Source organism: Streptomyces sp. GS7, from assembly GCF_009834125.1.
Taxonomy (GTDB): Bacteria; Actinomycetota; Actinomycetes; order Streptomycetales; family Streptomycetaceae; genus Streptomyces.
This window is the reverse complement of sequence record NZ_CP047146.1, coordinates 145,041-157,756: the sequence shown is the minus strand read 5'-3', so window position 1 is coordinate 157,756 and position 12,716 is coordinate 145,041. Positions and strand designations below refer to the sequence as shown.

The following is a 12,716-nucleotide window of genomic DNA, read 5'->3' as shown; positions in this document are numbered from 1 at the left end:
TGACAACAGGTCGCGCAGCGGAACCCCCACCACAACCACCCCTTCCCAGCACCTGCGCGCCGACCAGGGAGAGCACCGCCCTAACATCTCCATGACAAAAAATGACTCACTGGTGGCCCCGGATGCCACGGCCGGACGCCCGTCCGGCCCACGCCGGGCCGTCCACAGGCCGCACCGCGCCACGGCCCGGTGAGTAGACTCACCGTCACCACACCGCGTAACGCCGTCCACCGACCGTCACCGTCCGTCCCCCCAACTCAACTGCGAGCGATTTTCTTGACGATTGAGCAGCCTGCCTTCGGGAAGCGAGTGCGGGAGGTCCGGCGCGCTCAGGGTCTGTCCCAGGGGGATCTCGCCGGCGACGACCTCTCCCCCAGCTACGTCTCATTGGTCGAGAACGGCCGCAGGATCCCCGGCACCAAGATCGCGCGGTCCATCGCGCAGCGCCTGGGCACCACCGTCGAGGCGCTGAGCGCCACCGAGCAGCCCGCCGACCGGCTCGCCCAACGCCTCGGCCTGGTGGGCCAGTTGGTCGCCGCCCGGGCCAGCCAGCTGGCCGGCGACTGGTCCGCGGCGCTGCGCCAGCTGGAGTCCGTGGTGGAGCAGGCCGACGGCGCCGACCAGGACGAGGTCCGCTGGGAGGCGCGCTGGGAGCTGGCCACGGTCCTCGGCCGGCTCGACGATCCCGCCCGCCACGAGGCGGCGCTGCGCCGGCTGTTGGACGACCCGCTCACCCGCTCCGCGCCCGTCCTGCACGCCCGGGTCGCCATCGAGCTGGCCCAGCTGCTGCGCACCGCCGGCCGGCTCTCCGACGGGGTCCGCTTCGCCGAGGAGGCCGTACGGGTCACCGGCGAGCTGGAGCCGGGCCGCCCGGAGCGGGCCCAGGCGCAGGTCGCGCTGCTCTCCGCCTCCGTGGACAGCGGCGAGTGGGGCCGCGCCGAAGAACTCGGGGCGCCGCTGCGGGCGGAGGTCGCGCCGCTGCCCGCGGGCGAACTGCGGGCGAGCGCCCTGTGGGCGGCGGCCGGTGCGCAGTATCTGGGCGGCCACCCCGACCGGGCGCTGGCGCTCCTCGCCGAGGCGGACGAGCTGATCGCCGAGACGGACGGCGTACGGCTCCGGCTCCGGCTGGCCCGCTCCCGTACGCTGCTGGCGCTCACCGCGGGCCCCGAGGACGCCGCGGACGCCCTCATGGAGCGCGCCCGGCAGGCGGCGTCGCTGGTCACCACGCCCGGCACGCGGAGCTGGCTCGCCGTGCTGGAGACCGCCGCCGCGCTGCGCCACGGCGACCCCGGGGCGGCTGCCGGGCACGCCGCCGCGATCGACCTCGAAACCGGTGAGCTGTCCCCGCTGGACCGCGCCCGGTGCACGCTCTACCGAGCGCGCGCACACCGCGCCGCCGGCGACGCGGCAGCCGCCGAGGACGGCTTCAAGGCCGCCGCGGCGGGCTACGAGAAGGCCGGCGCGTTCCGGCTTGCGCTGGAGACCTGGCGCGAACTGAGCGCCGGCGCACGCGGCGGCGAGGGGCCGGACCCGCATGCGGTGATCATGCCGTAGAGCCGCCGCGCCGCCCCGTCCCGCGACTCAACTGCCGGGAACGGGCGGCGAATCCAGGGCGGCCGGCCCCCAGAGCCGTACACCGGGCACCGGCGCGGCGGTGGCCGCGCAGGCCACCCGGTCCGGCCCGGCCGGCAGCTCCCGTACGTAGGCGAGGCCGCCGTGCGCGGTGCTCGCGCGGGCGCCGCCGCCGTACGCGGCCGCCGTGGGCCGCGCCACGGAGGCCGGCAGGGTGACGGTGCCGGCCGCCTCCCGCGCCCCGCCCAGCGCGTCGACCTCGTCCGCGGTGGCCAGTCCGCCTCGGCCGGTGAGCCGGAGGGCGGCCTCCTTGCGGGTCCACAGCCGGGCCAGCCGCCGCGCCCGCCGCTCGGCCGGGGCCCGGCGGACGAACTCGCGCTCCAGCGCGGTGAAGGGGAGCAGCAGTTCACCGACCGGGCCGCGGGGCACGGTGTGGACGCTGAGGGCCACCGGGAGGTCGCGGACCAGGGCCAGCAGCCGGCGGCCGGGATCGTCGCCGAGGGCGAGGCAGAGGCGGGCGCCGGGGGGCCAGCCGGTGTACCCGGGCAGCGCGGCGGAGACCGGGCGCCCGAAGTCGTCGCGGGTCAGGGAAATATCGTCCGCGGAGCATTGCAGCAATCGCGCCAGGAAATCCGCCAAAGCGGCCGGCCGATCAATATCCGCGGCGTCCGGCGAGAATACGTGCAGGCGACCATCGGCTAATTCATCCTGCCGTTCCGACGTCCAACCACCCTCCCACCAGGAGGATTCGGCGGATTCGTTCGCACGGTCGAGCGTATGCGCGCCACAGAAGGGCTCATCCCCCCGCATAGATCCCCTCGCACCTTGTCTCCTTTCTCCGGCCTGGTCGCGTCCGGGAAAGCAGGGCACTGAATCGCTATCAATTACTCTCAGGCGATCTTCAAGGTAACCCTGGTCTATGCCTGAGTCAACAAGTGCCGACTGAGAATCAACTCCGGTTTACTGACTGGGATTACCAGATTTCGCCAACTTGAACCCGAGGCGCGCAGCGGCGTGTCACGCCTTGACGACCGGCCGGGCGCCGTCCGGCGGTTGCCCGAAATTCACCGACCCCTCCTCACATCCCTCGCGGAAGAGGCACTCCGGCCGGGCCGGCGCGGCCTGACCGAAGCACCGCGGACGGCGGGCCCGCTCAGGAGGCCAGCCGCTTCTCCACCCGGATCACCATGTCCAAAACGGTGTGCATGTCCTTCATCTCCTCTTCGGGGAGTTCGACGCCGAAGCGCTCCTCGGCGACGACGATGACCTCGGCCATCGCCAGGGAGTCCACATCGAGTTCTTCGACCAGGGACTTCTCCTCGGTCACCTCGGTCGGCACGACGCCGGCCACCTCGTTCAGGATCTCGGCGAGCTGAGCGACGATCTCTTCGCGTGTCATGACGGTCACCTCTCTTGGGCGGAAGGGGACTTGACGGTGTGGGGCATCGGCCTGGGGGTGCGTACGGAGGGCGGTGGCGGCCCGCGCCCGGAGCGGGCGCGCGGATGCGCTCGCCGCGCGGCGACGAGGCCCGCGCGCGTCAGTCATTCTTTTGACTCTGCTTGACTATTGTAGTCAACTGGAGGTCGGATAAGTTGTCAACGATTGGCTTGACGACCTGTCAGGCTGCTGTCATGGCACTGGATTCGGGCGCGTTCTCAGTTGCGCCGGGTGACTCCGGGGTCGGGAAAGAGTCAGGATGAGTCAGACGGAGGAGCGATGAGTGGTCTGCTCGACGGAAAGCGGCTGCTGATCACCGGCGTGATCACGGAGAGCTCGATCGCCTACGCCGTGGCCCGGCTCGCCCAGCGGGAGGGCGCCCGCATCGTGCTGACCGCCTACGGCCGGCCGTCCCTCGTGGCCCGGCTCGCCCGCCGGCTGCCGGAGGAACCCCCCGTCGTGGAACTGGACGTCACCGACGAGGCGCAGCTCGCCGCCCTCGCCGACCGGGTCGGCGCCCACCTCGACGGGCTCGACGGCGTCCTGCACTCGGTCGCCAACGCCCCCGCCGGCTGTCTGGACGGCGGCTTCCTCACCGCCCCCTGGAGCGATGTCGCCCAGGCGCTGCACACCTCCACGTACTCCCTGGTGGCGCTGACCAGGGCCTGCCGCCCGCTGCTGCGGCCCGGCTCCTCCGTCGTCGGCGTGGACTTCGACGCCTCCCGCGCCTGGCCCGGCTACGACTGGATGGGCGTCGCCAAGGCCGGGCTGGAGGCGTGCTCGCGCTATCTGGCGCGCGACCTCGGCGGCCAGGGCATCCGGGCCAACCTCGTCGCCGCGGGGCCGCTGCGCACCCTGGCCGCGAGCGGTATCGGCGGCGACGGCCCGTCCTTCGAGAAGGGCTGGGCGGGGCGCGCGCCGCTGGGCTGGGACCCGCAGAACGCGGAGCCGGTCGCCCGGACCTGCCTGGCGCTGCTGTCGGACTGGCTGCCCGCCACCACCGGCGAGATCGTGCACGCGGACGGCGGCCACCACATGATCGGCGACTGACCGCCGATGGACGGGAGACCGGCGGGCGGGGCCGTGCGCCGTACGTACGTCATCGAGCGGGCCCGGGTGGCCGCCTACGCCGCGGCGCTCGGCGGCACCGCGCACCCCGCGCACACCGACCCGGCCGCCGCCCGCGCCCTCGGCCACCCTGACGTCGTCGCGCCGCCCGGCTACCTCGCCACCCTCACCGCCGACGCGGAGGACCGCCTGCTGCGCGAGGGGGCCGGATGCACCGCCGACGGCGCCGTGCACCGCGCCCAGACCCTGCGCCACGGCCGCCCCGTCCACGCCGGCGACACCCTGCACGCCACCGTCCGCGTCACCGGCAGCACCCCTCTCGCCGGGCGCCGACTCCTCACCCTGGAGAGCGAGTTCCTGGCCCCCGACGGCACCTGGGTGGCCACCACGACCGCCTCGCTGCTGTGCCCCGCCGCCGTCCCCCGGGGACCGGACCGGCACCCCCTCGACCCCACGGGATCGGAGCACCCATGACCGACACCATCGCCACCACGCTCGCCCCTCCGGTCGGTGCCGCCCGCCTCGTCGACGGCGCCGACGGCACCGCCCGCCTGGAAGGCCACACCCTCGACCGCCGGGTCCACGCCGCCGCGCACGCCTTACGGGAACTCGGTGTCCGGCCCGGCGAGCGGGTGCTGGTCCAGGGCGACAACAGCGTCGACTACGTCGTGACGCTGCTGGCCCTGATGCACCTCGACACCTCCCTCATCCCGCTCGACCACCGCCTCTCCGCGGCCGACGCGGGCGCCGCCGCCCGGCAGGCGCACGCCGCCCGGCTGGTCACCGCCGACGCCACCACGGCCCTGCCCGGCCTCCCCGCCCACCGCGTCGTCCACTACCCCCGGCTCGCCGCGGACGCCCCGCAGCCACCGGGCGCCGCCGTCGACCTGACCCGCTGGTTCGACCGGCCCGACGCGCTCGTCCTCTGGTCCTCGGGCACCACCGGGCGCCCCAAGGGCGTGGTGAAGCCCGGCCGCGCCGTGCTCGACAACTCGCGGCGCACCATCCAGGCCATGGGCTACCGCACGGACGACGTGCTCGCCCCGCTGCTGCCCTTCTCCCACCAGTACGGGCTCTCCGTCATCCTGCTGTGGTGGCTGGCCCGTTGCACCCTGCTGGTCACGCCCTACCAGCGGATCGACGCGGCCGTGCAGCAGGCCGCGGCGCACGGCGCCACCTCCGTCGACGCCGCACCGTCCACGTACCACTCACTTCTGGGCGTGCTGCGCCGCCGCCCCGAGGTGCGCGCCGGCCTCGCGGGCGTCCGCATCTGGGGTGTCGGGGGCGCCCCGCTGCCCGCCCCGCTGGCCGAGTCCTTCCGCACGGCGATGGGCCGCCCGCTGCTGGACGGCTACGGCCTGACGGAACTCGGCAATGTCGCGCTGGCCACCCCCGACGCACCACTCGGCTGCGGGCGTCCCCTGCCCGGCGTGCGGCTGCGCGTGCTGCGCCCCGACGGCACTCCTGCCGCGCCCGGCGAACTCGGCGGCATCGAGGTGCGCTCCCCGGGGCTGATGGCGGGCTACCTCCAGGACGACGGCTCGCCGGCACCGGTCGACCCGGACGCCTGGTATCCGACGGCCGATCTCGGCAGCGTCGACGCGGACGGCATCGTACGGGTCGTGGGCCGCAACCAGGCCGTGCACCGGCTGGGCTTCACGCTCTACCCCGAGAGCCTGGAGCGCCGCGCCGAAGCCTGCGGCCGGCCGGTGAAGGTACTGGCCGTCCCGGACCAACGCCGGGGCAGCGCGCTGCACTTCGTCGTCGCGGACCCCGATGACGAGGCCCCGCTCACCTGGCGCCGGCGGCTCGCCCCGCATCTCGCGGAGTACGAACAGCCCAACGCCGTCCATGTCGTGGGCCACTTCCCGCTCACCGCGAACGGAAAGACCGACACCCGTGCGCTGCGTGCGCACCTGGGTCTGGCGCCGGGGCCGGGCCCCGGTGCGGGGGGCTGAACGGACCCCGGCCGCCGGCCGTTTCACGTGAAACGGCGGATGGCTGCGGTGTCCTGCCCTCGCGCCCGCGACGTCCTGTGCAACGTCACATCAAAGTCTGTGGGTACTGCTGTGGGTACTGCTGCGTGTGGTGCTCTGGCTTCTACCGTACGTGCTGCGTTCTGTCGTACGTACTGCCTTCTGTCGTACCGTGCGTGCTGCCGTCGGTGCTGCCGTGCGTCGTGCCGAGGTGTTCGCCGGTTCCGTCCGGGCTGCTCGTCCGGCGCTGCCGGTGAGCGTCAACGGTGCGGTTCCGGTGCGGAGTTGGTACGCGTGGTACGCGCCGTTCCGCCGCCACGGCGGGCGGTCCTGACCTGCGTGCGACGTGTCCGCCCGGATCAGACGGCACGGGCGGAGTGCGAACGGCCTCGGGCCGCCGGGATGAGCGGGGTGACCGGACCGCTGCCGCCGTGGAGTGCGGCATCGGCGGGAACGCTGGACAGCGGCACGCTGCCGGCGAAGACGCGGGTGCGCGCGGTACGCGAGGTGGGCGAGGCTCCGTGCGCCTCGGCACCGATGCGCTGCTTGATGGTCGGCGGGAGCGACGGCAGCGGGCGCATCATCCGGACCGAGCCGGACTGGCCGTACCGCGGCGCGGTACGCGCGGCCGGCACGAGAGGCCGAGCCGGTTCCGCGGCAGGCGTCACGGCCCCGGGATCGTGACCCGGCTCGCTGCCGGCCACCGCCTTGGGGGTCGTCGGGCCCGGGTCCGCGCTGCCCAGGGTGCGCTCGTAGACAGCGGCGTCCCGGCGGGCCGCCGAGGCCGTGGCGGAGACACCCAGTGACGCCAGGAGTTTGCCGAGGACGGCCAGGCACACCGCCCAGAACTTCATGACCTTGTTCGCAGCCATGATCCCTCTCTTTCGGTCGGGACCCCATTGGGGGATCCACGCGTTCCTTCTGTTGCGTTTTCTTATGATGAGTACGCAATGGGAGGATTCACGGACCGACGCCCCCGGATCGGCGTTCTTCGGATGAACACCACCCGTCCGCAGTAGCCGGACCCGCGAAACCCCTGGCCTGAGGGGTGCGGACGGGACCGGCGCGGGCGGTTGCGGGGGCTCGGGGCGGGCGGGGCGGGACGTCAGCGGATGCGCGCGGTGGGCCCCCGGGGTATGCCCGTCCTGCGGGCCGCGCGGTGCGCGATACACACCGCCTCAGGCCGGTGTCCGCTCGCCGCTTCGGGACATCTCCGCCATGATGCGCACCGCGGTGGGCTCCGGGGTGGTGGGCGGGATGATCAGCAGGTCCCAGCGGCCGACGCCGGTGGAGACCAGGCAGACGGTGTCCGGGCCGGAGCGGTTGATGGTCCGGCGCAGGCGGACGACATGGCCGGAGACCAGGATGCTGCCGGGCAGCGCGGGCCAGCCGGCGCCGTTCACCGTGGCATGGGTGATCCGCGGCCAGTCGAAGGGCAACGCGGCCAGCAGCTCGGGGAGTTCGGTGACCAGGTCGGCCGAGTGCGGCCACCAGACCCCGTCGATCCGCCGGGTCACCTCGCTGTGCGGCGCGATGGCCAGTCGGGCGACGGGCGGCGGGGCGTGGTGCCGGGGAGGATCGGGATGTGGGGCACGGCCCCCGGGGGCGCTGGTCATACGGGGCTCCTGACGCGACGGGCCGCGACCCGCGCCGGGTCCGGCCAGCGCACGTCCCATACCCAGCCGAGGCGTTCGAAGAGCCGGATGACCGCGGCGGACACATCGATCTGGCCGCGGTCGACACCGTGCCGGGCGCAGGTCGGGTCGGCGTGGTGGAGGTTGTGCCAGCTCTCGCCGAACGAGAGCAGGGCCAGCGGCCACAGGTTGGTCGCCCGGTCGTGGCGCCGGGTGCGGAACGGCCGGTCGCCGATCACATGGCAGAGCGAGTTGACGCTCCAGGTGACGTGGTGGAGCAGCGCGATGCGGATGAAGCCGGCCCACAGCAGGGCGGTCAGGGCGGTGACCCAGGTGCCACCGAGGGCCCAGCCCAGGGCGAACGGCAGGGCCAGGGTGAGCAGGCACAGCGCGGGGAACGCCCGGTCCACCGCGCGGATGGCGGGGTCGGCGAGCAGGTCGGGCGCGTAGCGCTCGTGCGGGGTGGGGTCGTTGCCGAAGAGCCAGCCGATGTGTGAGTGCACCAGTCCCCGGAGCTGACCGCGCAGGCTGGTGCCGTAGCGGTAGGGGGAGTGCGGGTCGCCGGGGCGGTCGGTGAAGGCGTGGTGGCGGCGGTGGGTCGCCACCCAGTCGATGACGTCGCCCTGGAAGCTCAGCGATCCGGCGACGGCGAGCACCACGCGCAGCGCGGGCGCCGCGGTGTAGCTGCCGTGGGTGAGGCCGCGGTGGAAGCCGATGGTGACGCCGAGGCCGGTGACGACGTAGAAGACAAGGGCCAGCAGCAGGTCCGTGAGGTGGACGACGCTGCCCCACAGCAGCGGGATGGCGACCGCCAGGCCGACGAACGGGGCGACGACGATGATGCCGGTGACCGTGACATACATCCGCCGGCCGCCGCTCGGCCGCGGGTCGGGGCCGGTATCGGGGAACGGCGACGTCCCGTCGTACTCCTTCGCCGACGGAACGTGGCCGGCGGTCGGGGTCACCGGTCGTGACCTGTGTCCCGGGAGGGCGGCGGCGGGCCCGCCGGATGCGGTCCGGGGTGGGCGCCGTGCGGGTGCCTGTGGAGCCGATGCTGGAACGACTCCCACAGATGCGCATAGCGGTGCGGGTTGGGGCGTCCGGCCTGCTGGGCGTAGACCCGGGCGATGAACAGCACGCCCATCGCGACCAGGGCCAGCAGCACGATCACGGTCAAGAAGGTCTGCATGGTGCTCACCCGAATACTCCCGGATGCCCCGGGTGTTCTCGGCACTTCGGTGCATTCTTCGCATTCCGCCGGTGCCTCCCACGGTACCCCGCAGCGATGCCGCATACCGCACCAAACCGGGGCATGAGGGCAGGGGGCGACCTCCGCGCACCTTCCACGGGACAGTAGGTTTTACTTCCGCATGACCAATTGCATACCGGAAGCATGCCTGACACGTGCCTGGCGCATCGCCTCCGGATGCCGTCCGCCCGACCAGTCGAGGAGAGCCAGATGGCGCTGTGGGACCGGATCAAGGATTCCGCGCAGACGATGCAGACCCAGCTCGTCGCCAAGAAGAACGACCTCAAGAGCGGCGCCTTCCGCGACGCGAGCATGGCGATGTGCGCCCTGGTGGCCGCCGCGGACGGCACCGTCGACGCCTCGGAGCGGCGACGGGTGGCGCAGCTGATCGCCACCAACGAGGTGCTCCGGAACTTCCCGGCGGACGATCTCCAGCGGCGCTTCGACGGCTACCTGGACAAGCTCGCCGCCGACTTCGACTTCGGCCGGGTCGCGGTGCTCCAGGAGGTCGGCAAGGTGAAGAAGCCGGTGGAGGCACGGGCGGTCGTCCAGATCGGCATCGTCATCGGCGGCGCCGACGGCGACTTCGACGCGACCGAGCGGGCGCTGGTGCGCGAGGTGTGCTTCGCGCTGGGGATCGCCCCGGCCGAGTTCGACCTCTGACCGCACGCACAAGGGAGCGGGCGCCGCACCGGGCTCCCGCTCCCCTGCCGCGCGGCCGGACCGGCTCAGACGTCGACGCCGAAGTCCGCCGCGATGCCCGCCGGCCCGGAGGCGTAACCCTGGCCCACGGCGCGGAACTTCCACTCGCCGCCGTTCCGGTAGAGCTCGCCGAAGGCCATCGCGGTCTCGGTCGAGGCGTCCTCGGTCAGGTCGTAGCGGGCCGACTCCACCCCGCCGGCCTGGTTGACGACGCGGATGCACGCGTTGCGAACCTGGCCGAAACTCTGCCCCCGGCTCTGCGCGTCGTGGAGGGAGACCGGGAAGACGATCTTCGTGATCTCGGCCGGGACGCCGCTGAGGCTGACGTTGATGGTCTCGTCGTCGCCCTCCCCCTCACCGGTCAGGTTGTCGCCGGTGTGCCGCACCGAACCGTCCGGGCTGTTGAGGTTGTCGTAGAAGACGAAGTGCCGGTCCGAGGCGACCTTGCCGCCGTCGGTGCACAGCAGCGCACTGGCGTCCAGGTCGTAGTCCGCGCCCGTGGTCGTCCGCACGGCCCAGCCCAGGCCGACCGAGACCGCGGTCAGGCCGGGCTATGGGGGCACCTCCCGGGCATGGGGGTACCCCCGCGCGAGCGAAGCCGAGCGTGGGGGGAGGAGCCGAGACCGGGGGACTTCGACAGCGAGACATGGCCTCCCTCGGCCAGCGAGACTCCCATGGCTTCCGTCCCAGATGCTGCCTGTTTGCGTGGTGGTGTGCCGGTACCGACTGATGTTGCCCGTTTTCCGGCGGTCGTCCAGGAAAACTACAGGGGTGTAGAAGTCGGTGGCGGGGATCCGTGCCGCGCGGCGCAACCGCCGCGATCCGGGCGCAGCGGCCGGGCCGCCGGGCCCTGGCCGGGACCGGCCCGCGCCGTAAAATGCCCCGGTGTCCCGGCCCGCGGGACGCCCGTGCGACGGGAGGCGACGAGATGGGCGGCACCCCCTTCGGGGAGTCCCTCGGCCAGAGCCCCGGCCGGCAGCGGACCCGGCGCGGGCAGGGCCAGTTGGAGGCCCAGGTCCTGGCCGCACTGCACCACGCACCCGGACCGGTCACCGCCGCCTGGGTCCAGGACCGGCTCGGCGACGGCCTCGCGTACACCACCGTGATGACGATCCTGTCCCGGCTGCACACCAAGGGGGCGGTCACCCGCGAGCGGACCGGCCGGGCGTACGCCTGGACGCCGGCGGCCGACGAGGCCGGGCTCGCCGCGCTGCGGATGCGCCGCGTGCTGGACGGCGAACCGGACCGGGACGCCGTCCTGACCAGCTTCGTGTCCGCGCTCTCGGCACACGACGAGCAACTGCTGCGCAGCCTCCTGGACCGCGTCGAGGACGGTGAGGACGGCAAAGACGGCGCGGACGGCAGAAACGCAGCCCCCGGTCCCGGAGCGGGTCCCGATCACCCCGCGGACGAAGCACGCGGAGGCTGACCGGTGGGCGTCTTCGTGTTCCTGCCGCTCGTTCTGCCGCTCAGCACGCTGCCGATCGCCCGGCTCGCGGAGCAGCACCTCCCCCCCCGGGTCACCACCCGCCTGCTGACCCTGCTCGCCGCGGTCCTCGGCCTGTGCAGCACGCTCTGCCTGGGGCTGCTGGTGGTCGTCGGCACCGCCCAACTGCCCGGCAATCCGCTGCCGGACGGCTGGTCGGACCCGGAGGTGCGGTCCGCGGTGCCGCACGCGGAGATCGCCGGCACCGCGGCGATCCTCGCGCTGGCCGCCGCGCTCACCGCGGTCGGCAGCGCGCTGCGCCGCGACCGCCGCATCCGGGCGCGGACCCACGGCGCGCTGGACGTGCTGCCGGCCGGCGCCGATCCCGCGGTGCTGCCGGACGACGATCCGTACGCCTATGCCGTGCCCGGCACGCCCGCGAGGCCGGGGCGGCCCGCCCGGCCCGGCCGGATCGCGGTCTCCCGGGGCATGCTGCGCAGTCTGAACGGCGCCGAGCAGCGCGCCCTGTTCGCCCATGAGCGCGCACATCTGCGCTGCCGCCACCACCGCTACCTGCTGGCCGTACGGCTGGCCGGATGCGTCAATCCCCTGCTGCTGCCGCTGCGTTCGGCGGTCGCCTTCAGCACCGAGCGCTGGGCGGACGAGGAGGCGGCGCGGGCGGTCGGCGACCGGCGGCTGACCGCGCGGGCGGTGGGAAAGGCGGCGCTGATCGCGCGGCCCGCGCCGTATCCGGGGCTGGCGCAGTTCGCGGCGCCCGAGCCGGGGCCGGTGCCGCGGCGGGTGGCGGCGCTGCTCGGACCGGTGCCGCCGGCGCGCAACTGGCCGCCGGCGCTGACCCCGGCGGGGCTGGCCGCGCTGGTCGCGGCGGCGGGTACGGCGGCCTCCGCGCTGTCCTCGCTGAACTCGGCGGTAGCGCTGTTCCTCGTTCTGAAGGCGGCAACGCCCTGGTGAGGGCACACTGATCCCTGACTCTCCAGCGCGCCACGCGGCGGACACCGGTCTGTGATCCGTAGCACAGCGGTCAACTTCTACAGCGTTGTAGAAGTTGCCGGTAGGGTTGCGCCTGACATGCGCAACAGGCGTGGCCGGAGGGGGAGATGGCAACGAGGTGCGGACCCCTGACCGGGGACAGCCCGCCTCCAGAGGCGGAGGTGCGATGGGTCTATCAACCAGTCGAGGTCCAATATCGGGACGGCGCCTGGGAGTTGGGCCGGATCAGCGCCTGGTGGACGGATACCGCGGGCGACGAGTGGTGCCTGCTGCGCACCGTGCCCGGCGGCAGCGCCCCGCAGTGGCTGCGCTACGACCCGGAGTCCGTACGGCTCCTGCCCACCACCGGAATCTGAGCCGCCCGCACGGCCGTCCGCCCCGCCCCGGATCGCCGCTGCCGCCGGCCGCGGCCACGGAATCCACGCCCTCCCCTGTACCCGCGCCCGTCCTCAGATACACGCTCCTTTCCCGATGCGCGGCCGGCCCCGGACGCGCGCGCGACTCCGTTTCCGCGCACCCCCTCGTACAGCAAGACCAGCTCCAGAAGGACCAGAAGGGCCATCGGCGTGCATGACAGGCAGACGCACAGGCAGACGGCCCGGCGGGGCAGCGGCGAAGGGAGCGGGCGGCGCGCGGCGGA

15 protein-coding genes are annotated in these 12,716 nt (G+C 73.6%); 8 read left to right on the top strand and 7 right to left on the bottom strand.

What is annotated here, in order from left to right; all coding sequences use genetic code 11:
• Positions 1-276: 276 nt before the first annotated feature.
• Entirely contained in the window at positions 277-1,554 is a 1,278-nt protein-coding gene (locus GR130_RS00690) for a helix-turn-helix transcriptional regulator (RefSeq protein ID WP_159502918.1), read from the top strand.
• A gap of 27 nt (positions 1,555-1,581) precedes the next feature.
• Here GR130_RS00690 and GR130_RS00685 read toward each other — a convergent pair whose 3' ends face one another.
• Positions 1,582-2,190, bottom strand: coding sequence for a 4'-phosphopantetheinyl transferase superfamily protein (locus tag GR130_RS00685; protein WP_159502917.1), 609 nt, complete (start codon positions 2,188-2,190; stop codon positions 1,582-1,584).
• Positions 2,191-2,725: 535 nt separating this feature from the next.
• Positions 2,726-2,971, bottom strand: a complete 246-nt coding sequence (locus GR130_RS00680; RefSeq protein WP_159502916.1) for an acyl carrier protein — start codon at positions 2,969-2,971, stop codon at positions 2,726-2,728.
• A 318-nt stretch (positions 2,972-3,289) separates the two neighbouring features.
• On the opposite strand from GR130_RS00680, the gene fabI reads away from it, so the two are divergent.
• The 3 genes from fabI to GR130_RS00665 are packed head-to-tail and all read left to right on the top strand — an operon-like array spanning position 3,290 to position 6,036.
• The gene (gene fabI, locus GR130_RS00675; RefSeq protein WP_159502915.1) at positions 3,290-4,060 is read left to right on the top strand and encodes an enoyl-ACP reductase FabI; all 771 of its coding nucleotides are present in this window, start codon (positions 3,290-3,292) and stop codon (positions 4,058-4,060) included.
• A gap of 6 nt (positions 4,061-4,066) precedes the next feature.
• Positions 4,067-4,552, top strand: a complete 486-nt coding sequence (locus GR130_RS00670; protein ID WP_159502914.1) for a MaoC family dehydratase — start codon at positions 4,067-4,069, stop codon at positions 4,550-4,552.
• A complete protein-coding gene (locus GR130_RS00665) occupies positions 4,549-6,036 on the top strand; it encodes a class I adenylate-forming enzyme family protein (RefSeq protein ID WP_236572626.1) in 1,488 nt (495 codons plus the stop codon). Before GR130_RS00670 ends, GR130_RS00665 begins: the two co-directional genes overlap by 4 nt.
• A gap of 377 nt (positions 6,037-6,413) precedes the next feature.
• Here GR130_RS00665 and GR130_RS00660 read toward each other — a convergent pair whose 3' ends face one another.
• From GR130_RS00660 to GR130_RS00645, 4 genes are all read right to left on the bottom strand, one after another.
• Complete coding sequence (locus tag GR130_RS00660) at positions 6,414-6,926, bottom strand: DUF6344 domain-containing protein (RefSeq protein WP_159502913.1); 513 nt, start codon at positions 6,924-6,926, stop codon at positions 6,414-6,416.
• Between the two features lie 306 nt (positions 6,927-7,232).
• Positions 7,233-7,670, bottom strand: a complete 438-nt coding sequence (locus GR130_RS00655) for a DUF5994 family protein (protein ID WP_159502912.1) — start codon at positions 7,668-7,670, stop codon at positions 7,233-7,235.
• The gene (locus tag GR130_RS00650) at positions 7,667-8,653 is read right to left on the bottom strand and encodes an acyl-CoA desaturase (protein WP_159502911.1); all 987 of its coding nucleotides are present in this window, start codon (positions 8,651-8,653) and stop codon (positions 7,667-7,669) included. Before GR130_RS00650 ends, GR130_RS00655 begins: the two co-directional genes overlap by 4 nt.
• Complete coding sequence (locus GR130_RS00645; RefSeq protein ID WP_236573887.1) at positions 8,650-8,877, bottom strand: hypothetical protein; 228 nt, start codon at positions 8,875-8,877, stop codon at positions 8,650-8,652. Before GR130_RS00645 ends, GR130_RS00650 begins: the two co-directional genes overlap by 4 nt.
• Before the next feature lie 270 nt (positions 8,878-9,147).
• On the opposite strand from GR130_RS00645, the gene GR130_RS00640 reads away from it, so the two are divergent.
• Positions 9,148-9,600 (top strand): tellurite resistance TerB family protein, encoded by a 453-nt coding sequence (locus GR130_RS00640; protein WP_159509581.1) that lies wholly within the window; start codon positions 9,148-9,150, stop codon positions 9,598-9,600.
• Positions 9,601-9,665: 65 nt separating this feature from the next.
• Here GR130_RS00640 and GR130_RS00635 read toward each other — a convergent pair whose 3' ends face one another.
• Positions 9,666-10,184, bottom strand: coding sequence for a TerD family protein (locus GR130_RS00635; RefSeq protein WP_159509579.1), 519 nt, complete (start codon positions 10,182-10,184; stop codon positions 9,666-9,668).
• A 383-nt stretch (positions 10,185-10,567) separates the two neighbouring features.
• On the opposite strand from GR130_RS00635, the gene GR130_RS00630 reads away from it, so the two are divergent.
• The 3 genes from GR130_RS00630 (at position 10,568) to GR130_RS00620 (ending at position 12,432) form a co-directional block, all read left to right on the top strand.
• Positions 10,568-11,068 carry a BlaI/MecI/CopY family transcriptional regulator gene (locus GR130_RS00630; RefSeq protein ID WP_159502909.1) on the top strand — a complete coding sequence of 167 codons (501 nt, stop codon included), beginning with the start codon at positions 10,568-10,570 and terminating at the stop codon, positions 11,066-11,068.
• Between the two features lie 3 nt (positions 11,069-11,071).
• Positions 11,072-12,037, top strand: a complete 966-nt coding sequence (locus GR130_RS00625) for a M56 family metallopeptidase (RefSeq protein WP_159502908.1) — start codon at positions 11,072-11,074, stop codon at positions 12,035-12,037.
• 200 nt (positions 12,038-12,237) lie between these two features.
• Positions 12,238-12,432 carry a hypothetical protein gene (locus GR130_RS00620; protein WP_159502907.1) on the top strand — a complete coding sequence of 65 codons (195 nt, stop codon included), beginning with the start codon at positions 12,238-12,240 and terminating at the stop codon, positions 12,430-12,432.
• Positions 12,433-12,716 lie beyond the last annotated feature (284 nt).

Bases quoted from the DNA above. Each gene is read 5' to 3' on its own strand.
- GR130_RS00640 (WP_159509581.1), top strand. From the start codon at position 9,148: ATGGCGCTGTGGGACCGGATCAAGGATTCCGCGCAGACGATGCAGACC.
- GR130_RS00680 (WP_159502916.1), bottom strand. From the start codon at position 2,971: ATGACACGCGAAGAGATCGTCGCTCAGCTCGCCGAGATCCTGAACGAG.
- GR130_RS00655 (WP_159502912.1), bottom strand. From the start codon at position 7,670: ATGACCAGCGCCCCCGGGGGCCGTGCCCCACATCCCGATCCTCCCCGG.
- GR130_RS00670 (WP_159502914.1), top strand. From the start codon at position 4,067: ATGGACGGGAGACCGGCGGGCGGGGCCGTGCGCCGTACGTACGTCATC.
- GR130_RS00665 (WP_236572626.1), top strand. From the start codon at position 4,549: ATGACCGACACCATCGCCACCACGCTCGCCCCTCCGGTCGGTGCCGCC.
- GR130_RS00645 (WP_236573887.1), bottom strand. From the start codon at position 8,877: ATGCAGACCTTCTTGACCGTGATCGTGCTGCTGGCCCTGGTCGCGATG.
- fabI (WP_159502915.1), top strand. From the start codon at position 3,290: ATGAGTGGTCTGCTCGACGGAAAGCGGCTGCTGATCACCGGCGTGATC.
- GR130_RS00660 (WP_159502913.1), bottom strand. From the start codon at position 6,926: ATGGCTGCGAACAAGGTCATGAAGTTCTGGGCGGTGTGCCTGGCCGTC.
- GR130_RS00630 (WP_159502909.1), top strand. From the start codon at position 10,568: ATGGGCGGCACCCCCTTCGGGGAGTCCCTCGGCCAGAGCCCCGGCCGG.